General features: G+C 69.7%; 17 protein-coding genes and 2 pseudogenes. 13 read left to right on the top strand and 6 right to left on the bottom strand.

Annotation, left to right across the window (positions count from 1 at the left end; translation table 11 throughout):
* Positions 1–100 precede the first annotated feature (100 nt).
* From ASF22_RS18270 to ASF22_RS24120, 3 genes are all read left to right on the top strand, one after another.
* Positions 101–856 (top strand): glycosyl hydrolase family 28-related protein, encoded by a 756-nt coding sequence (locus tag ASF22_RS18270; protein ID WP_082483805.1) that lies wholly within the window; start codon positions 101–103, stop codon positions 854–856.
* A 47-nt stretch (positions 857–903) separates the two neighbouring features.
* Positions 904–1953 carry an IS630 family transposase gene (locus ASF22_RS18265; RefSeq protein WP_056266917.1) on the top strand — a complete coding sequence of 350 codons (1050 nt, stop codon included), beginning with the start codon at positions 904–906 and terminating at the stop codon, positions 1951–1953.
* Between the two features lie 429 nt (positions 1954–2382).
* A complete protein-coding gene (locus ASF22_RS24120; RefSeq protein ID WP_156647841.1) occupies positions 2383–3111 on the top strand; it encodes a hypothetical protein in 729 nt (242 codons plus the stop codon).
* 558 nt (positions 3112–3669) lie between these two features.
* Here ASF22_RS24120 and ASF22_RS25035 read toward each other — a convergent pair.
* The 4 genes and pseudogenes from ASF22_RS25035 to ASF22_RS18250 form a co-directional block, all read right to left on the bottom strand.
* Positions 3670–3904: pseudogene (locus ASF22_RS25035) on the bottom strand (IS630 family transposase); the annotation flags it as partial.
* Between the two features lies 1 nt (position 3905).
* A pseudogene (locus ASF22_RS18260) lies at positions 3906–4753 on the bottom strand (IS630 family transposase); the annotation flags it as partial.
* A 286-nt stretch (positions 4754–5039) separates the two neighbouring features.
* Positions 5040–5552, bottom strand: a complete 513-nt coding sequence (locus tag ASF22_RS18255; RefSeq protein WP_056267130.1) for a MucR family transcriptional regulator — start codon at positions 5550–5552, stop codon at positions 5040–5042.
* Between the two features lie 620 nt (positions 5553–6172).
* Positions 6173–7069, bottom strand: a complete 897-nt coding sequence (locus tag ASF22_RS18250; protein WP_056266915.1) for a LysR family transcriptional regulator — start codon at positions 7067–7069, stop codon at positions 6173–6175.
* 108 nt (positions 7070–7177) lie between these two features.
* On the opposite strand from ASF22_RS18250, the gene ASF22_RS18245 reads away from it, so the two are divergent.
* Genes ASF22_RS18245 through ASF22_RS18235 form a run of 3 tightly spaced genes read left to right on the top strand, consistent with a single transcriptional unit; the run spans position 7178 to position 13122 of the window.
* The gene (locus ASF22_RS18245; RefSeq protein ID WP_056266909.1) at positions 7178–7624 is read left to right on the top strand and encodes a DMT family transporter; all 447 of its coding nucleotides are present in this window, start codon (positions 7178–7180) and stop codon (positions 7622–7624) included.
* 33 nt (positions 7625–7657) lie between these two features.
* Positions 7658–11524, top strand: coding sequence for a glycoside hydrolase/phage tail family protein (locus tag ASF22_RS18240; protein ID WP_056266906.1), 3867 nt, complete (start codon positions 7658–7660; stop codon positions 11522–11524).
* A gap of 35 nt (positions 11525–11559) precedes the next feature.
* Positions 11560–13122, top strand: a complete 1563-nt coding sequence (locus tag ASF22_RS18235) for a DUF2793 domain-containing protein (protein WP_056266904.1) — start codon at positions 11560–11562, stop codon at positions 13120–13122.
* A gap of 4 nt (positions 13123–13126) precedes the next feature.
* Here ASF22_RS18235 and ASF22_RS18230 read toward each other — a convergent pair whose 3' ends face one another.
* Positions 13127–13414, bottom strand: a complete 288-nt coding sequence (locus ASF22_RS18230) for a hypothetical protein (protein WP_056266901.1) — start codon at positions 13412–13414, stop codon at positions 13127–13129.
* A gap of 134 nt (positions 13415–13548) precedes the next feature.
* Between ASF22_RS18230 and ASF22_RS18225 the strand changes: the two genes are divergently transcribed.
* The 6 genes from ASF22_RS18225 to ASF22_RS18200 all read left to right on the top strand — a co-directional run bounded on the left by ASF22_RS18225 (position 13549) and on the right by ASF22_RS18200 (position 16611).
* Positions 13549–14178: a lysozyme gene (locus tag ASF22_RS18225; RefSeq protein WP_056172814.1), complete on the top strand. Its 630-nt coding sequence runs from the start codon at positions 13549–13551 to the stop codon at positions 14176–14178.
* 36 nt (positions 14179–14214) lie between these two features.
* Positions 14215–14751: a hypothetical protein gene (locus tag ASF22_RS18220; protein WP_056266900.1), complete on the top strand. Its 537-nt coding sequence runs from the start codon at positions 14215–14217 to the stop codon at positions 14749–14751.
* 45 nt (positions 14752–14796) lie between these two features.
* A complete protein-coding gene (locus tag ASF22_RS18215; protein WP_056266899.1) occupies positions 14797–15171 on the top strand; it encodes a hypothetical protein in 375 nt (124 codons plus the stop codon).
* A 48-nt stretch (positions 15172–15219) separates the two neighbouring features.
* Positions 15220–15423 (top strand): hypothetical protein, encoded by a 204-nt coding sequence (locus ASF22_RS18210; protein WP_056266898.1) that lies wholly within the window; start codon positions 15220–15222, stop codon positions 15421–15423.
* 117 nt (positions 15424–15540) lie between these two features.
* Positions 15541–15906 (top strand): PepSY domain-containing protein, encoded by a 366-nt coding sequence (locus ASF22_RS18205; RefSeq protein WP_056172803.1) that lies wholly within the window; start codon positions 15541–15543, stop codon positions 15904–15906.
* Positions 15907–15933: 27 nt separating this feature from the next.
* Positions 15934–16611, top strand: a complete 678-nt coding sequence (locus ASF22_RS18200) for a response regulator transcription factor (RefSeq protein WP_056266895.1) — start codon at positions 15934–15936, stop codon at positions 16609–16611.
* Between the two features lie 329 nt (positions 16612–16940).
* Here the strand turns inward: ASF22_RS18200 and ASF22_RS18190 are convergent, their stop codons facing one another.
* Positions 16941–17180 carry a type II toxin-antitoxin system VapB family antitoxin gene (locus ASF22_RS18190; protein ID WP_056266890.1) on the bottom strand — a complete coding sequence of 80 codons (240 nt, stop codon included), beginning with the start codon at positions 17178–17180 and terminating at the stop codon, positions 16941–16943.
* A 123-nt stretch (positions 17181–17303) separates the two neighbouring features.
* On the opposite strand from ASF22_RS18190, the gene ASF22_RS18185 reads away from it, so the two are divergent.
* Positions 17304–18725: a sensor histidine kinase gene (locus ASF22_RS18185; protein ID WP_056266887.1), complete on the top strand. Its 1422-nt coding sequence runs from the start codon at positions 17304–17306 to the stop codon at positions 18723–18725.
* The last annotated feature ends 18 nt before the right edge of the window (positions 18726–18743 follow it).

Raw genomic sequence — 18743 nt, 5'->3', positions numbered from 1 at the left:
TAAATACATATAATAAATTCTTCGGTCGCAGGTAGTGGTCGAAGAAGTCCCGGCGTCAGGGCCGTCTCTCTGACGCTCCCTACTGTCAAGCGAGGACCTCATGACATATAGAGCGTCTGCCAATTCGGGACTGCCGTTCGATCCGGTGGAGCACGGCGAAGGGGCGATTGCCGCACGCACCGACAGTTCCAGCGTGCTCGCGGCGACCGACGAGAGTGCCATGGTAGCCGCCGCATCCGGCACTTCCGTCGATCTGGTCGATTTCGGCGCCGATCCGACCGGCGCAACCAACTCGGACGGAGCCTTCGGACGCGCCTGGGCGTCGATCAAGGCCACAGGTGGCACGATCATCATCCCGCCGGGTCTTTTCATCTTTTCGACGAAAGAAGTTCTTAGTCTACCGTCTCGCCGGGCTGCGGAACAACCGAAATCCGTCAACATCGTCGGACAGGGGATGGAAACGACTATCCTGCACTGGCCGAACGCCGATGGTGGCTTGAAGATCGTCGTCGATGACTTCCGAGACTCGGTCAATATCGCGGACCTGACAGTCACAACTGGCGTCCCCAATGGCGGAGAGGGGATCGTTTATTACGGTACCGACTTCTACGGTGGATTTCTCGCGTATCCGATGTCCACGATGCGTCGCGTGTGTGCCCGCGGCAGCGATGGCGGCAATCAGCGTTTTTACTGGACCCGCGGCCTGGGCACACGTGGTGTGAGCGGTGTTTCTTGGTACGACTGTATGGTCTTCGGCGGCACTCCGTCCGGCGAGAATAGCGGTGCCCTCGGTAAAGGCATCTGTGTGGAAGGCATGGATCGAACCCCTGGGGCTGTTCCGCGCCTAGTGCAGTGACGCGGTCGGAGGATTCACGAGGCGGGTGATGCATGCGAGTCTGAGCCATGGCTCAGACCGTCTGCGTGCTCCTCGACGACGCCACTCAGTCAGCGCTTTCCGTGATCGCCGGTGACCGATCTCGACCCCTCAAGCACATCCTGCGGGCGCGCATCGTCCTGCTTTCAGCCGAGCGCTTGCCTGTGCAGGAGGTGGCTCGGCAGGCCGGCGTCAGTCGGCCCGCCGTGTGGCGCTGGCAGCAACGCTTTGCCGAGGAGGGCGTCGAGGGTCTGGTGCGCGACAAGACGCGCCCGCCCGGCACCCCACCACACTCTACGCGGACGGTGGCGAAGGTGCTGGCGCTGACCTGCTCGGAGCCACCCGACGAAACCACACACTGGACCGGCCGAGCCATCGCCGCGCGGGTCGGGATCTCACTGCGCTCCGTGCAACGGATCTGGCAGGAGCATCGCCTGCAACCGCATCGGATCCGGACATTCAAGCGCTCGCACGACCCGGCCTTTGCCCAGAAGGTCGAGGATGTCGTGGGCCTTTACATGAAGCCGCCCGCCCACGCCGTGGTGCTGTCCATCGACGAGAAGAGCCAGATCCAGGCGCTGGAGCGGACCCGTCCCGACCGGCCGCTCGCCCCCGGCCATCCCGCCGCCCAGACCCACGATTATACCCGTCACGGCACGACGACGCTGTTTGCCGCCCTCGACGTCCTGGCCGGTACCGTGCTCGGCCGCTGCATGCAGCGCCACCGGAACGGCGAGTTCATCCGGTTCCTCAACGCCATCGAGGCCGCCGTCCCGCCCGGCAAGATGATCCACGCCATCCTCGACAACGTCGCCACCCACAAGCATCCGAAGGTGCGCGCCTGGCTCGCCCGCCACCCGCGCTGGACGTTCCACTTCACCCCGACCTCGGCTTCCTGGCTCAACGCCGTCGAGGGCTTCTTCTCAGCGCTCACCCGTCGTCGGCTGCGGCGAGGCTCCTTCACTGGCGTCGTTGATCTGCAGGCGGCGATCAAACGCTACATCGCCGAGCACAACCGAAGCCCAAGGCCCTTCATCTGGACCAAACCCGCCACCGACATCCTCGCAGCCGTCAGCTGATCCCTTGAACCATCTGTCTGAGTCAGTGCACTAGACATCGACGATCCTGGTCCTAATTACATTTTTGGCTATGGCTTGCTTTACAATGTCTACGGTGGCCAGATCAATGCGTGTGATATTGGCTTTTATTATGGAGATGTTGTCCAGGGCGTCAATCTGTACGGGATAAATTTTGGCTATTGTCGTGCCAGTATCGAGACCTGCCCTGACCCTTCGAAGGGTGTACTGGCACAGCTTTACGTAACGAACTGCCAATCTGGCGCGGGCCTAGGTACCCAAGTCAATCTTCTCGCCCTGATGTTCACCCTAGTGCACTGACGCACTCGAAAGCGCACTCGAAAGGTGCACGTCAGGTCAAGAATTTCTTCGCTCTGGCAGCGTGTTAGCGATGATCGGTTTGGTTCGTTAGTCGGTGTCAGTGCACTAGGCATGACAAACTGCACTTGGTTCCTCAAAGCGGGTCAAACCGGTATCTACATGAAACATGCGGTTCCCTTCACCATTCAGGGAACTTCGATACAGGGCGTCCCAGATCGTACGAACAATCCGATCATTGGTATCGATATTCCGCGCAGCGACATCGCCGGAGGATCGATCGTGGGCAACATCCTGCGTGACATGACTATCGGCATCCGCCTGCAAGCAGAAACTTCGGGAATCATCATTGATAGCAATCAGTTTGCCTCGTGTGACATCGAGGTGAGCGACGCCGGCACCCGCAATATTACGGGAATGAGTAATATCGGAGAAAGAACAAACAGTGAAATTGTGATTCAGCCCCCGTCACCGGGTCCAAACCATGGTTCACGAGGCTTATCGTTCCGGAGCGTTGACGGCAGTGGAACCGGGCGAAACGCGGTCTTTGTGGCTGATCCAGATGGTAACATGAATCTTCTCATGCCCTCCGATAGGTTGTTTGCAATCGGGTCAACCATTGCCGGACGCAGCAATGCGATCATCGCCGGTCAGATGAATGCGGGCTCCATAGTATCTCAAGGGGCTCTGTCGGTGTCCGGCCCAGTGGGGTTCAATGGGGCGAATGTGATCGGCCCACAAACGGTGTCCGGACCGTTGGTTAACAACGAGGCCCGCATCGCAGATCTAATTGGTATCTTAGTGAATCTCGGCCTTGTTGTGAACAACACAACCTATCAGTAGAGATATATATTCGATAAAAAATCTTCGACAATCTTATTCTAATCTACATCGGGGACCTCTATGGCCCCCGACGCCCCTCCCTTCTGCAGGGTATTCAGGATACAGGATCGCGAAGCGAACTGAATCATACCCCCATCCGAACTTGAAATGCCGAATATCGAGTAAGTCGACCAAGTCGTGACCATATGACGGCGCGGAAGGGATCGATCTCGGCGGGGTTAATTATACTTGATCTGCATGGAAATGAACTGCGCAGGCATTTGACGGCATGTCCTTCCGATGATTGTCAAGGCGGGCTGTGCCGAGGGGCAGGTCTTTCCCATGAGGCCCGGAATGGTCACCGCCCTGCTCGCCTCGCTCCTCGCTTCTCTAGTGCACTGACTCAGACGGATGGTTCAGGGGTTCGGTTGAGAGCGTCGAAGATGGCAGCGGCGGGTTTGGTCCAGACGAAGGGTCTGGGCCTTTGGTTGTGCTCGACGATGTAGCGTTTGATGGCCGCCTGCAGGTCGACGAGTCCGTTGTGCCAAGCGCAATCGTGAGTTTGCCCGCCGTGACGGNCGGTTGAGAGCGTCGAAGATGGCAGCGGCGGGTTTGGTCCAGACGAAGGGTCTGGGCCTTTGGTTGTGCTCGACGATGTAGCGTTTGATGGCCGCCTGCAGGTCGACGAGTCCGGTGAAGGTCCCGCGTCGCAACCGGCGGCGTGTGAGGGCGGAGAAGAAGCCCTCGACGGCGTTGAGCCATGAGGCCGATGTCGGGGTGAAGTGGAAAGTCCATCGCGGATGGCGGGCGAGCCNGCGGCGTGTGAGGGCGGAGAAGAAGCCCTCGACGGCGTTGAGCCATGAGGCCGATGTCGGGGTGAAGTGGAAAGTCCATCGCGGATGGCGGGCGAGCCRGGCGCGGACCTTCGGGTGCTTGTGGCTGCCGTAGTTGTCGAGCACCGCGTGGATCMCCTTGCCCGCCGGCACGGCGGCCTCGACCGCGTTCAGGAAGCGGATGAACGCGCCATGGCGATGGCGCTGCATGCMGCGGCCGAGCACGGTGCCYTCCAAGACGTTCAAGGCGGCGAACAGGGTTGTGGTGCCGTGACGGCTGTAGTCATGGGTCTGGGCGGCGGGATGCCCTGGTTTGAGCGGCTGGTYGGGACGGGTGCGCTCCAGGGCCTGGATCTGGCTCTTCTCGTCGATGGAGAGCACGACCGCATGGGCGGGCGGATCCATGTAGAGGCCGACCACATCCTCGACCTTMTCGGCAAAGGCCGGATCGTGGGATCGTTTGAAGGTGCGAACCCGATGCGGTTGCAGGCGATGCGCCTGCCAGATCCGCTGCACGGAGCGCAACGAGATCCCGGTCTGCTGGGCGACGGCGCGCCCGGTCCAGTGGGTCACCTCGCCGGGGGGCTCCGAGCAGGTCAGCGCCAGCACCTTGGCCACCGTTCGGGTCGGATGGGGTGGGATGCCTGGCGGGCGGGTCCTGTCGCGCAGCAAGCCTTCGACGCCCTCCTCAGCAAAGCGCTGCTGCCAGCGCCAGACGGCGGGCCGACTGACACCGGCCTGCCGGGCCACGTCCTGTACGTTGAGACGCTCGGCCGAGAGCAGAACGATACGGGCCCGCAGGATGTGTTTGAGGGGCCGTGATCGATCCCNACCGGCCTGCCGGGCCACGTCCTGTACGTTGAGACGCTCGGCCGAGAGCAGAACGATACGGGCCCGCAGGATGTGTTTGAGGGGCCGTGATCGATCCCMGGCGATCTCGGTCAGCTGTGACTGGGCGGTGTCATCGAGGAGCACGCAAACGGTCTGAGCCATCGCACAGACGCGCACACGTCACCCACCACGTGAATCCTCTGATCGCGTCAGTGCACTAGCAGGGGGCCGGCCTTCCGGAGGGGGAGCCCGGCTGATGCCGTAGCGGCCCGCCCGGGGCTCACATCACCGGGCGGATGCCCGGGCGGCCGGCTCCGATCCGGTCTTGCGGCCGGCCGGTCTCGGGGCAGGGGTCCGCTCCTGCCTCGGCCGCGCATGCCTCTCCTTCGTGCCGAAGCCGTTGGCGATCGCCAGGGCGGAGCGGTTCGCCGCGTAGGACGGGGCGACCATCGGGTAATCCGGCGGCAGGCCGAAGCGCGCCCGGTAGGTGTCCGGGTCCAGCCCATGCTTGGTGAGGTGGCGCTTCAAGGTCTTGTAGGACTTGCCGTCGAGGAAGCTGACGAGGCCGCCGGGCAGGACAGACTTCCTGACCTGGGACGGCTTGAGCTTCTCGACCTTTTCCTCGCGCGCAGCCTCCGATGCGCCCTCCGCCGTCAGATTCGTCAGAGCACCGGACACGGCCCGGATCAGGATCGGCAGATCGGCCGCCGGAACCGAGTTGTTCGACAGATAAGCGCCGATGATCTTCCGGGTCAGATCCAGGCGATCGGCGGTTTCGGTTGAGCTGTGTTCAGTCATTTCGATGATCCAGAGAACATGATCGATCAGGGACAGGCTTCGACTTGATCCGGCCAAGCCGTGCTCGGGCCACCCGATCCCCCCGACCCGATGTCTGCTCGAAGAGAGGCAAATCAGACGGCGAAGATTCTCTTCGACATTCGCTCGAAGAGATGTCGCGCCGTTTGTCGTGTCGGATCAGGTGATGTCTCGTTGTACGAAGCCGATATGCGTCTCAGATGAACCCGATTTCGATCACTGATCTCATCGGCAAGATCGAAAACCGTTCCTCATTTCATACCCAGAACGACACGTTGCCGGTTGACATGGGAAACAATCGATCCGTTCATCTGCCGTTATCCTAACACAACCTTCGCCGGACTTTTGCTCGAAGGCGCGGATTGTTTTGACTATCCGGACTTTCGAATGATCTCGAACCCCCGAACGATTGCGTACAGTACTATCCAGGGGTGTCATCCCGGCGACAAGACGCCCTTTGACTGTGGCGCGGGGCGATCAACGACAGATTTCACCAATCGACATCACCACGATTGATGATCGACCGTGTGATGGCGAGTGCGAGGCCGCCGCTTCGCGGCGTTCCCGACGAGGGGATCGGGCCCGGCGGTCGGCAGTCCGCGTCACCGGCAGGACACAAGTGCGTCGCGCTCGTGCTGCAGCAGGGCGATCAGTCGCTCCGCCCGTTGCTCCAGGGGGCGTTCCGTTGGGCGCAGCAGCCACGTCTCGATGGGCAGGCGTGGGGCGAGCGGGCGCAGGACGATCGGCAGGCCGGTGAGTTCGCGGGCCGGGACAGGATCGACGATGGGAAGGCCGAGTCCTTCGGAGACGAGGCCGCAACGTGCGACCGTGTACTGCGCCAGGAACGGAACATACGGGACTACACCGGCCGCCCTGAACCGCGCCTCGACGGCGTCTTGGAAGGCGCCGGCGGCGCCCGCGATCATCGGCTCGCCAGCGAGATCCGCGAACCCAATCGTTCGCTGCCCGGCCAAGCGATGCCCGCGCGGCAGGGCACAGACCGCGTCGACGGTGAGGAACAACTCGGCCGCGACCCCCGGGACACCAGGACGCGGGCGGGTCAGGCCGAAATCGCACTGGCCCGAGACGACCCAAGACCAGATCGTATCGGGCCCCGGGATGTGGAGCTCGACCTGCGCCCCGGGATGCTCGGCAACGAGGCGACGGATGGCGCGGGGTAGGACCCGGGCGGCGAGGGACGGCTGGCAGGCGACCCGGAGCGGGCCGGTGCCGAGCTCGCGGATCTGACGCGCTGCGTCCGCAAGGTGGTCGAGCCCCACATAGGTTCGCTCGACCTCGCGGGCGAACGCCGCACCCTCCCGGGTCGGCCGGGCGCTGCCGTGGCCGCGCACGAATAACGGGAAGCCGAGTTCGGCTTCGAGTCGCGCGATGGCGCGGCTGACATGGGGCTGGCCGATGCCGAGAGCCGCCGCCGCACGGGTCATCCCGCCATGGCGGAGCACCGCGCGGAAGAGATCGATGGCGGCGGGGTTCAACATGCCTGATCCGTATGGAAACGGAAACTATCGGCATTTGACGGCATGGCGCCGCGATGGTTGTCAAGGCGAGCCGCGCCGAGGGAGCCGGCGGGTCCCGCGAGGCATAGAATGGTCACCGCCCTGATCGCCCCGATCCTCGCCGCCCTGGCGGGGGCGGGCCTCGTGATCCAGCAAGCCCTGAACGCGCAGCTGCGCGGGGGCCTGAACTCCGCCGCCTGGGCGGGCTTCATCAGCTACGCCGTCGGGCTCGCCTGCATGGGCGCGCTGGCCCTGGCGCTGCGCGATCCCCTGCCCGCCTGGGCCACGGCCTCGCGCGTGCCGTGGTGGGCCTGGAGCGGCGGGGCCTTCGGCGCGGTGTTCATCGGCCTCGGCATCGTCCTCGTGCCGGTGCTCGGGACCGGAACGTTCATGGCGCTCCTCGTCGCCGGGCAGATGCTCGCCTCCGTGGCCGTCGACCATTTCGGCTGGCTGGGTCTGGCCCAGCGCCCCATCGACGGCCCGCGCCTCGTCGGCGTCGCCCTGCTCATCGGCGGGGTGATCCTGATCCGGCGCTGAGGCGCCCGAACCCCGAACATCCCGGAGCCCGCCATGGCCACGCTGATCCTGCAAACCGCCGGAGCGGCGGCCGGAACGGCGCTGGGCGGTCCCATCGGGGGGATCGTCGGTTCGGCGGTGGGCGCGGCGGCGGGGTCGGGGATCGACGGGGCGCTGTTCGGCGGTTCGGGGCCGCGGGTCGTCGAGGGGCCGCGCCTCACGGAGGTGGCGGGCCTGACCTCGACGGAGGGCGATCCGATCCCCCGGCTCTACGGCCGCGCCCGCCTCGGCGGCACCCTGATCTGGGCGACACGCCCCCTGGAGGTCGCCAACACCCGCGTCGAGCGGGCGGGCGCGAGCGCCAAGGGCGGCGGCGGCGCCAGGACCGTGCGCACGGCCTACGCCTACTCCGTCGACCTCGCCATCGGCCTGTGCGAGGGCACCGTCGCCCAGGTGCGCCGAATCTGGGCCGACGGGCGCGAACTCGACCTTACCAGCCTGACGTACCGCCTCCACCGGGGCGAGGCCGACCAGGCGCCGGACCCGCTCATCGTCGCGAAGGAAGGCGCAGCCCCGGCCTATCGGGGGCTCGCCTACCTCGTGTTCGAGCACCTCGACCTCGCCGAATTCGGCAACCGGGTGCCGCAATTCGCCTTCGAGGTGGTGCGGCCCGTCGAGGGGCTCGCCGACCGGGTGCGGGCCGTGTGCCTGATTCCCGGCTCGACGGAGTTCGGCCTCGACCCCACCCCCGTCACCGAGGAGGTTGGCTACGGCACGAGCCGGCCCGCCAACCGCTTCCAGCTCCAGGGCGTCACCGACGTGGTCGCGTCCCTCGACGCCCTCCAAGCCCTGTGCCCGAACCTCGCCAAGGTGTCCGTGGTCGCGAGCTGGTTCGGCGACGACCTGCGGGCCGGGCATTGCACGGTGGCGCCGAAGGTCGACAATTCCACCAAGGCGACCATGGGCGACACCTGGCGCGTCGCCGGCCTGACCCGGGCGGGCGCCGGCCGCGTTTCGACGACGCCCGACGGCCACCCGGCCTATGGCGGCACCCCGTCCGATGCCGGCCTCGGCCGCCTCGTGGCGGACCTCCACGGGCGGGGTCTGGGCGTCGTGCTCTACCCGTTCCTGATGATGGACGTGGCGCAGGACAACACCCTGCCCGATCCGCGCGATCCGTCCGCGCCGGGTCAGCCGCCCTATCCCTGGCGCGGCCGCATCACCTGCGATCCCGCCCCCGGTCTCCCGGGCAGCCCGGACGGCACGGCGGCGGCGGCGGCCCAGGTCGCGGCGTTCTTCGCGCAGTACCGCAGCCTCGTCCTGCACTATGCGGATCTCGCCGCCGGCTGGGGGGTGCCGCTGTCCGGCTTCGTCGTCGGCAGCGAATGCGTCGGCCTGACCCGCGTGCGGGGCGCGAACGACACCTACCCCGCCGTGGCGGGCTTCCTCGCCCTGGCCCGCGCGGTGCGCGACCGCCTCGGGCCCGGCGTTCCCCTCGTCTACGCCGCCGACTGGACCGAGTACGGCGCCCATGTGCGCGACGGCGGCGACACCGTGCGGTTCCCCCTCGATGCCCTGTTCGCCGATCCGGCGATCCACGCGGTCGGAATCGATTACTATCCGCCCATCACCGACTGGCGCGACGGGCCGGACCACGCCGACCTCGCGGAGGCCGATTCGATCCACGACCGGGATTACCTCGCGGCGCGCCTCGGGACGGGCGAGGCCTTCGACTGGTTCTATGCGGATGCGGACGCCCGCGCCGCCCAGATCCGCACGCCGATCACCGACGGCGCGCACGGCAAGCCGTGGGTGTTCCGCGCCAAGGACCTCGTCGGCTGGTGGTCGAACCCGCATTGGGAGCGCGACGGCGGCGTCGAGACCCGGACGACCGCCTGGGTGCCGGGGGCCAAGCCGATCTGGCTCACCGAGATCGGCGTGCCCGCCGTGGACAAGGGCACCAACGGCCCCAACGTGTTCCCCGACCCGAAATCCGCCGAGAACGCGTCGCCGCCCTTCTCCCACGGCACCCGGGACGACCTCATCCAGGCGCGCGGCCTCACCGCCATCCTGGACCGGTTCGACGCGGACGCCCCCGGCTTCGACCCCGCCCACAACCCGGTCTCGGCCGTCTATGGCGGCCCGATGGTGCCGCCGGATTCCGTCTTCGTCTGGTGCTGGGACGCACGGCCCTACCCGGCGTTCCCGGATTTCGACACCGTCTGGGCCGATGCCGGCAACTGGTCCGTGGGCCATTGGATCACCGGGCGCATCGAGGGCCTCGAACTCGACCGGCTGATCTCCGCGATCCTCGACGATTGCGGCGTCGACGTGCCGGCCCGGATCGCGTGCGCGGCGCAGCTCGACGGCTACGTCGTCGACCGGCCGCTCTCGGCCCGCGCCGCCCTGGAGCCCCTGGCCCGGCTGTACGGCCTCGACGTGTCGGCCGTCGCCGGCGTTTTGCGCATCCGCGCCCCACGCCGCGAAGCCCCCCTGACGATGCCGGCCGGCGACCTCGTGGCCGCCTCGGACCAGGCGCCCCTGGCCCTGGTGCGGGCCGAGGAATCCGAGCTGCCCCGGTCCCTGGAGGTCACGGTGACCGATTCCGAAGGCGGCGCCTATCGCCGGATCACCGCCGCCGCCTCGCGCCCCACGGGTGCCCGGCGGCGCGAGGTCCGGTTCGAGGCCGCCGTGGTGACGCGCCGGGCCGAGGCCGAGTCCCTGGCGGAGGCCATGCTCGACGCCGACCTCGCCGCCCGCGACACCGCTGGGTTCACGGTGAGCCCGCGCCGGATCGATTGGGAACCCGGCGACCTCCTCGCCCTGCCCGGCGAGGCGCCGCCGCACCGCATCGTCCGCATCGCCGACGGCCCGGCCGGGCGCCGGATCGAGACCCGCGCCGTGCCGCGCCACGGCCGGACGGCGCGGGGGGGCGAGCGCCCGGAGGCGGCCCCGCGCCGGGCTCCGCCGGCGCTCGCCGGACCGCCCTTCGCGGCGATCCTCGACCTGCCCCTCGATGAGGGCACCCCGACACCGTTGCAGGTCCTCGCCGTGCGGGCCGAGCCGTGGCCCGGCGAGATCGCCGTGTGGCGGGGCGAGGCGGACGGGCCCCTGGCCCTGCACGCCCTCGTCGATTACCCGGCCTGCCTCGGCGAGACCCTGACGGCGCTGGCACCCGGCCCGCTCTGGCGCTTCGACCGGGCGATCCGCCTCGACGTTCGCCTCGGGGCGGCGGGGGGCCTCGCCTCCGTCCCGGAGGCCGCCGTTCTGGCCGGGGCCAACCGGTTCGCCCTGGTCGGCCCGGACGGCGTCGTCGAGATCGTCGCGGCGGCGGGCGTGACCCTCACGGGGCCGGGCACCTACCGCCTCACCGGCCTCCTGCGGGGCCTGGGCGGCAGCGAGGCCGAAGCTGCCCGCACCCTCGCGCCCGGCAGTCTGATCGTCCGACTCGACGAGGCCCTGGTACCCCTCGTCACCCGCCTCGACGCCGTCGGACGGCCGTTCCGCTACCGCATCGGCCCGGCCGTCCGGGACCCGGCCGACCCGCTCTTCGTCGCCCGCACCGCCACCGCCGGGCTCACCGCCCACCGGCCCCTCGCGCCCGTCCACCTGCGGGCGCGGCGCATCCCGGAGGGTCTTCACCTGACCTGGACCCGCCGGACCCGGCGCGACGGCGATGCCTGGGAGCCGGCCGACGTGCCGCCCGATCCCATGGTTCAGGGCTACCGGATCGATATTCACGCTGCCGACAAGACCATCCTGCGCAGCCTCGCGGCCACGGACCCGTCGGTCCTCTACGCCGACGAGGCGGCCGATTTCGGCACGCCCCAGACGAGCCTCGACGTCGGCGTGGTTCCACTCGGCACCCTCACGGGGCCGGGGCCGGCCCTGCGCGCACGGGTGCCGATCCGCACGGCGTGACGCCCCTTACTCCGACACCCGACAGGAGGCCGCCCATGGCGCAGACCACCCCGCACCTCGCCCTGCCGCTGCTGGCGGCGGGACAGGCCGGCAAGCACGTCACCCACAACGAGGCGCTGCTCGCCCTCGATGCCCTCGTGCACCTCGCCTGCCGCGACAGGGATCTGTCGGCGCCACCCACCGACCCGGCGGAGGGCGACCGCTACCTCGTGACGGCGCCGCAACCGAGCGGGGCCTGGGCCGGCCTGTCCGGCCAGATCGCGGCGTTCGGAGACGGGGTCTGGACCGGCCTCGTCCCCCGCACCGGCTGGCTCGCCTACGTGGCCGACGAGGACGCGTTCTACCGCTTCGACGGGACGGGCTGGCGCCGCCTCCTCGACGGCCTGCGGGCTTTGAGCGGCCTCGCCGCCCTCGGCCTCGGCACGGAAGCGGACGCCGCGAACCCGTTCGCCGCCAAGCTGGATCGGGCCCTGTGGACCGCCCGCGATCCCGCCGAGGGCGGCAGCGGCAGCCTCGCGCTGGTGCTCAACAAGGCGACGGAGGCCAACGCCGTGGCCCTGCTGTTCCAGGCGGCCTATGCGGGCCGGGCCGAGTTCGGGTTGCTGGGCGAGGATGCGGTCAGCCTGAAGGTCTCGCCCGACGGGGCCGCGTGGCACGGGGCATGGCGGGCCGATCCGGCGACGGGCCATCTCGGCTTCGGCGCCCTGGCCCTGCCGGGCGCCCCGGCGGCCCGCGCGCCCTTGCATGTGGCGCGGGAGGGAGCCGGCCCCGGCTTGTGCCTCGATGCCTACGGCGCCGGCCCGGTGGGAAGCGTCATCGAGACCCGCATCGGCCGGGGCAGCCGGCAGGCCCCCCTGCCGATCCGCGCCGGGGATTGCCTCTTCGGACTCGTGGGCGGCGGGTTCTTCGCGGGCGGCGTCGCGGAGGGGCGGCTCTGCCTCCGGGGGGTCGCCGAGGAGGATTTCTCCGCCGGGGCCCAGGGGACCGCGATCGCCATCGAGACCACGAATCTCGGCACCACCGTCCCGCGTCCCGTCGTGAAGGTGCGGGCGAACGGCGCCTTCGAACTCGTGGCCCGTGCCGGCATCCCGAATGTCGGCACGGCGCCGGGGCAGATCGTGTTCGACAGCACCCTGGGGGCCTTCCGGGGCTGCACCGGCGCCGTGTGGTCGCGGCTGTCCAACCTCGCGCGCTTTCGCGCCACGACGAGCTTCGACAACTACATCGGGGCCGGCGCCTGGACGCGCATCGGCTTCAACACCGGCGACCTCAACGATCAGGGGCTCTTCCAGGCCGCCACCGGCGCCTTCGTCGCGCCCGAGGCGGGCGTCTACGTCCTCTCGGCCGGTCTCGCATTCCGGCGCAACGGCACCAATGCACCCGCCTCCCTGCAGGGCCGCTTCCACCGAAACGGCACGGCCGTCGCCGGTACCCGCCGGGGCGCCGCTGCGCCCGTCGACGGCGTCTCGACGGTTGGCCTCGGCGTCACCCTGGCGCTCGCGGCCGGGGATACGATCACGGTCCACGCCCTGTTCACGGGCGCGGACGGCTACGTTGCCGCCTCCGAAAGCGACTTCTCCGGTTTCGGCCTCGCGTGAGCGCTCAGTACGGGTACCCGTAATACGGCGCCGACCGGCGACGTTCATCGCCGTAGACGGAGCGCCCGTAACCGCGCGGCGCCGCTGCGGCACCCGGTCCGTAATAGCGGGGCGGCCGGTAGTTGCCGTTGTTCACGCCGGCCGAGCGGTCGTTGCCGCTCTCCGTGGCGAAGGGCGTCAGCCCGCTGCCGCTGCTGCTGTTCTGGGCCGAGGCCCCGCCCGCCCCCGCCAGGAGAAGACCGGCGGCGAGGCCGCCGACGGCACAGCGGGCGACGATCCGTGCTCGCGTCATGATCGCATTCCTCGCATCCGGCCACCGCGCGGGCCTCGCCTCATCTCCCGAACGAACCGCCGGACGCGCGCTTCCGTTCCGCGCGTCCCGCTCCCTTTCCAACCCCAAATCCCTTCCTAATCCAGGAGTGTTCCATGGATCTCAGCCCCATCGGCAAGGCCGTGCTCGTCGCCCGCGAGGGTCGGCGGCTGCATGCCTACCGCGATTCCGTCGGCATCTGGACCATCGGCATCGGCCACACCAGCGCGGCCGGTCCGCCCCTCGTCACCCCCGGCCTCGCGTTGACCCCGGCGGAATGCGACGCGGTGTTCGACCGCGACGTCGTCCGCTTCGTGGCGGCCGTGCGGGCGGCGGTGCCCGCCCCCCTGCCGCAGCACGCCTTCGACGCCCTCGTCTCCCTGTGCTTCAACATCGGCCCGGCGGCGCTCGGCCGCTCCACCCTGGTGCGGCGCCTGAACGCCGGCGACGCGGAGGGCGCGGCCCAGGCGATGATGCTGTGGGACCGGCCCGCCGCGCTCATCCCGCGCCGGGGCGCCGAGCAGGACCAGTTCCGCACACCCTACGCCGTCGCCCTGCCCCGCGCCCGGCGGAACGACGCGGCGCCCATCGCGGTGCCGGACGGGACCGCACCCGCCCGGCCGGTCGCGCGCCGCACGGTGCCGCGCAGTCCGGGCGCGCCGCCGGCCGTGCCCCTGCCGCCCGAAGCTGCGCCGACTTGGCTCGCCCGAATCCGCGCCGCCCTCGGCGGCCGGTCCGGCGCCTGACGCACGCACCCCTCACGCCCCCCGGAGACCCGAGCCATGCTCCACCCGATCCCGCGGCCGTCCCGCGCCACCCTCGGTCTCGCCCTGATGCCGGCCCTGACCGTGATGCCGATTCTACCCTGCGCCGCCGCCGGCCTCGACGCCGCGAGCGTGATCGTCCCCTGGGGCGACGCCGCCGCGGCGGTTGCCCAGACGGTCACCGGCCTCCTGCTGCCGCTCGCGGTCACCGCCGCGACGGCCGCCCTGGCGCGCCTCGCCGGCCCCTTGCGCGCCCTCGTCACCGCCACCCTGGTGGAGCGCCTGGTCCGCAACGTCGGCGACTACGCCGTCAACGCCGTAGCGGGCGCCGTGCGGGGACGGACGCTGAGCGTGCCCCTCGGCTCGGCCGTCATCGCCCGGGCGGTGCAGCGCGGCCTCGACGAGGCGCCGGCCTGGCTCGTGCGCGCGGCCGGCGGGCGCGAGGGATTGGCCGAGAAGGTGTTCCGCAGCCTGCCGCTCGCAGAGGACGCCACCATCGCCAACACCCTGCGGCCGGCCGTGGAGGCCGCGCGGACGGGACGCCCGGCGCCCTGACACAGCCGGGAAACGCGGGGGCAGGCTCCGCCGAGGAGATCCGCGATGGAGAAGATCGCCCTCGAGGCCGCCCGCCTGCTGTTCTCCCACGACGGCGCGGGGTGGATCGTCGCCGTGCTGCTGGGGCTGGCCTGCCTCCACCTCCACCGCGAGACCGTGCGCGCCCAGGAAGCCCGCATCGGCGACACGGGCGCCACCGCCACCGCCCTGGAGCGGGCCTCGCACACCAACGCGGCCGTGGCCGCCGCCCTGGAGAGCCGGACCCGGGTGCTCGAGGACCTCACGCGCCTGGTGAGCGAGATGGCCCGGGGCGCCGAGCGCGGCGAGGAGCGCGCCCGAGACAAGCTCGACGACATCTCGCGCCGCCTCGACGAGGTCGTGCGCCGCCTCGGCGAGGGACGCCCGCCACTCCGCCCCTGAACGCGCCCGTACGCCCGAACGCCCGTACGCCCGAACGAAGGTCAGCCCATGTCCCGCTTCCCCCTCACCGTCGATCCCGCCCGAAGCCGGGCGGCAGGGGCGCGCCTCGGCGCGGCCCTGCGCCGTTTCGATCTCTCCGCCATCGCCCTGCGCAAGGCCGCCCTCGATCACGTCGACGGCGAGATGCTCGTCAGCGTCGCCCTGCGGGCGAGCCTGGCGCGCCTCGCCACGCCGCCCGGCCCGGCATCCTGAGGCGTCGCCCCCCGCCGCCGGGGGCGTCGCCCCCGGCCGGGTGGAACCGAACCGCACCGGTTGCGCTTGCACCGGCATTCACGGCGCATTCAGTGCCCCCTCCCTATCCCGTGGTTCATGCGCATCTTTCTCGCCCTGCTGCTGATCGGCCTCGCCGTCGCGGGTTTCGCGACGGGCTCGATCGGCACGCAGGCCGAGGAGACCACGGGGGCCGCCATCGTGGCGCCGGTTCAGGTGACGCCGCGCCCCGACACCTGCCTCAACGCGGCCGACCTGCGCGAGGCCGTGGCCGACAAGCGCGTGATCGAGCCCGTGGCCGCCATCCGGGCCGCCCGCAAGGTGATCCCGCGGGCCGAGATCCAGCGCGCCCGCCTGTGCCGGCACGAGGAAACCCTGGTCTACCTGCTCACGGCCTTGCGCCGGGACGGGCAGTTCGTCCACGTCATGGTCGATGCCACCACGGGCGAGATCAGCGGCCCCTGAACCAGCGAATTAGAGGAGTGCGGGACCGTGCGTCTGCTCGTCGTCGAGGATGACCGGGACATCAACCGGCAGGTGGTCAACGCCCTGGAGGAGGCCGGCTACGTCGCCGACAAGGCGTTCGACGGCGAGGAGGGCGGCTACCTCGGCGAGAGCGAACCCTACGACGCCATCATCCTCGACATGGGCCTGCCCAAGGCCGACGGGGTCAGCGTTATCCAGAAATGGCGGCGGGCCGGCATCAAGACGCCCGTCATCATCCTGACCGCCCGCGACCGCTGGTCGGACAAGGTCGACGGCTTCGACGCCGGCGCCGACGACTACGTGACGAAGCCGTTCCACATGGAGGAGCTGCTGGCCCGGGTGCGCGCCCTCCTCCGGCGCGCCGCCGGCCATGCCACGAGCCAGATCGCCTGCGGCCCCGTGGTCCTCGACACCCGCTCGGGGCGGGTGTTCGTCGACGGCAACCCCGTCAAGCTCACGAGCCACGAGTACCGGCTGCTGTCCTACCTCATGCACCACACCGGCCGGGTGGTCTCGCGCGCCGAACTCACCGAGCACCTCTACGACCAGGATTTCGACCGCGATTCCAACACCATCGAGGTGTTCGTCGGGCGCCTGCGCAAGAAACTCGCCGTGGACCTGATCCAGACCGTGCGGGGCCTGGGGTATCTCGTGGACCCGACGCAGCCGCCGCCGCGGGTGTGAGGCGATGCGTAGGCGAAGCAATTGCCCATATTGAGCTGGGCCGGATGCCCCTTGGCCCTTGCTGTAGCGCGAGAAGGCGTCGAGGGCGCCCTCCGTATCCTCGGGGGTAATGGCCACGACGCGGACCCGTGCGGCTTCGAGCATCAACCGGACATCCTCCCGCGCCGCCGCGATGCCGCCACCGCGCTGGCGCGCAATGGCCAGGACGGTCTCGTAGAGGGCCAGGGCCGAGTGATGGGTGCCGGGGCCGCCTCGAGCCGGTCGGTTAGGGCCTGCGCCTCCGGCTCGCGCAGGATCATCGCCACGAAGGCCGAGGCATCGACGAACATCTACGGGTTGCCGCTGAGCGCGTCATAGAATGCCTTGTCGGCCGCGAGACCCGTCGCCGGACGCGCGAGGGCACAGTCCTGGATCGGCCGAATCCGCTCCCAGAGACTCAGCTTCTCATCCTGGCGTTGCAGTTCGTTGCCGACGGCGAGCTTGATCGCCTCGTCGGACGACAGGCCGCGCCGCGCCGCCAATATCTGGACGAGCTGCTCGGTCTCGGGATCTTGGATATCGAGGCTCATCGTCGAATCTCCGTTCGGATGATGTACAGACGGAACGCGTCACCTTTCAACCGTCGCGCGCGGCCCCGGACCACGACGACGAGACCCGCATGAGCCGCGCCGCCGCATGATCTCCTCCCCCGCATGAGCCCGTTTCCCGCTTGGCTTCCCCTGCGCCGGCGCTCCATCGCCGTGCGGCTCGCCACATCCGCCCTGCTGGCGAGTTCGGCGATCCTGCTCATCGCCGCCGGCATCCTCACGACCCTGTACCGCGAGAACACCGAACGGGCCTTCGACAGCCGGCTGCTCGTCTACGCCAACAACCTCGCCACGGATCTCGTCTCGCCCAACGATCCCGAGAGCCGCTCCTTCACCCTGAGCGATCCGCGCTTCGACCTGCCCCTGTCGGGCTGGTACTGGCAGATCGGCCGGCCCGACGCGAAGCCCCGGGACCTGCGCACCTCGCGCTCCCTCGTCGGCGTGCCGCTCAAGGCCGCCCGCACGCCCGACACCACCGCCGGCGTCGGCCAGATCCGTCAGGGCTACGGCCGGGCGCAGGACGAACGCCCCCTGCGGATCATCGAGCGCGACGTCGATCTCGGCGAGGAGGGCCGCTACACCGTGCGCGTCGCCGGCCCGGCCGACGAGATCGCCAACGATGTCGGGCGCTTCCGCTTCTCCCTGATGGTGACCTTCGGGCTGCTGGGCCTGTCCCTGGCCCTGACCACCCTGCTGCAGATCCGCTTCGGCCTCGCCCCGCTGGCCAAGCTCCGCAACGCGCTCGGCGCCATCCGCCGGGGCGAGTCCGACCGGATCACCGGCGAGTACCCGCGCGACATCGCGCCGCTCGCCGGCGAGGTGAACCTCCTCATCGAGACCAACCGCGAGATCCTGGAACGCGCCCGCACCCAGGTCGGCAACCTCGCCCACGCCCTGAAGACGCCGCTCTCGATCATCGTCAACGAGGTCGGCGCTGCCGACGCCCCCGGCGACCTCTCGGCCAAGATCCGCGAGCAGGCCGCCGTGATGCGCGATCAGGTGAACTACCACCTCGACCGGGCGCGGGCCGCGGCCCTCGCCGGCACCCTCGGCACCTCCACGGAGGTCGAGCCGGCGCTCGCCGGGCTGGTGCGCACTTTCGGCAAGATCTACCGCGACAAGGACATCGCCTACGCGGTCCACGTGCCGCCCGGCCTGCGCTTTCGCGGCGAGCGCCAGGATTTCGAGGAGATGATCGGCAACCTCGTCGACAACGCCTCGAAATGGGCCGCCGGCCGGGTCTCGATCCGGGCCGAAGCGGTGGCGCAGGACGATTATCCCCACCTGATGGTGTCCATCGAGGATGACGGGCCGGGCCTCGCCCCCGAGGACCGCGACGCCGTCCTCGGGCGCGGCCGGCGCCTCGACGAGACCAAGCCGGGCTCGGGCCTCGGGCTCTCCATCGTGGCCGATCTCGCCACCCTCTATCGCGGCCGGCTCCGCCTGGAGGCGGCGAGCCTCGGGGGCCTGCGCGCGGTGATCGAGGTGCCGGGCGACGCGCCGGCCGGGGCCGCGCCGCACGCCTGACGGGAATTCCTTGAAGTC

The sequence above is a fragment of the Methylobacterium sp. Leaf87 genome, assembly GCF_001422775.1.
Taxonomy (GTDB): domain Bacteria; phylum Pseudomonadota; class Alphaproteobacteria; order Rhizobiales; family Beijerinckiaceae; genus Methylobacterium.
Note: the sequence above shows the minus strand (reverse complement) of the source record. Positions and strands in the feature narration are given on the sequence as shown.

Bases quoted from the DNA above. Each gene is read 5' to 3' on its own strand.
- ASF22_RS18270 (WP_082483805.1), top strand. From the start codon at position 101: ATGACATATAGAGCGTCTGCCAATTCGGGACTGCCGTTCGATCCGGTG.
- ASF22_RS18265 (WP_056266917.1), top strand. From the start codon at position 904: ATGGCTCAGACCGTCTGCGTGCTCCTCGACGACGCCACTCAGTCAGCG.
- ASF22_RS24120 (WP_156647841.1), top strand. From the start codon at position 2,383: ATGACAAACTGCACTTGGTTCCTCAAAGCGGGTCAAACCGGTATCTAC.
- ASF22_RS18255 (WP_056267130.1), bottom strand. From the start codon at position 5,552: ATGACTGAACACAGCTCAACCGAAACCGCCGATCGCCTGGATCTGACC.
- ASF22_RS18250 (WP_056266915.1), bottom strand. From the start codon at position 7,069: ATGTTGAACCCCGCCGCCATCGATCTCTTCCGCGCGGTGCTCCGCCAT.
- ASF22_RS18245 (WP_056266909.1), top strand. From the start codon at position 7,178: ATGGTCACCGCCCTGATCGCCCCGATCCTCGCCGCCCTGGCGGGGGCG.
- ASF22_RS18240 (WP_056266906.1), top strand. From the start codon at position 7,658: ATGGCCACGCTGATCCTGCAAACCGCCGGAGCGGCGGCCGGAACGGCG.
- ASF22_RS18235 (WP_056266904.1), top strand. From the start codon at position 11,560: ATGGCGCAGACCACCCCGCACCTCGCCCTGCCGCTGCTGGCGGCGGGA.
- ASF22_RS18230 (WP_056266901.1), bottom strand. From the start codon at position 13,414: ATGACGCGAGCACGGATCGTCGCCCGCTGTGCCGTCGGCGGCCTCGCC.
- ASF22_RS18225 (WP_056172814.1), top strand. From the start codon at position 13,549: ATGGATCTCAGCCCCATCGGCAAGGCCGTGCTCGTCGCCCGCGAGGGT.
- ASF22_RS18220 (WP_056266900.1), top strand. From the start codon at position 14,215: ATGCTCCACCCGATCCCGCGGCCGTCCCGCGCCACCCTCGGTCTCGCC.
- ASF22_RS18215 (WP_056266899.1), top strand. From the start codon at position 14,797: ATGGAGAAGATCGCCCTCGAGGCCGCCCGCCTGCTGTTCTCCCACGAC.
- ASF22_RS18210 (WP_056266898.1), top strand. From the start codon at position 15,220: ATGTCCCGCTTCCCCCTCACCGTCGATCCCGCCCGAAGCCGGGCGGCA.
- ASF22_RS18205 (WP_056172803.1), top strand. From the start codon at position 15,541: ATGCGCATCTTTCTCGCCCTGCTGCTGATCGGCCTCGCCGTCGCGGGT.
- ASF22_RS18190 (WP_056266890.1), bottom strand. From the start codon at position 17,180: ATGAGCCTCGATATCCAAGATCCCGAGACCGAGCAGCTCGTCCAGATA.
- ASF22_RS18185 (WP_056266887.1), top strand. From the start codon at position 17,304: ATGAGCCCGTTTCCCGCTTGGCTTCCCCTGCGCCGGCGCTCCATCGCC.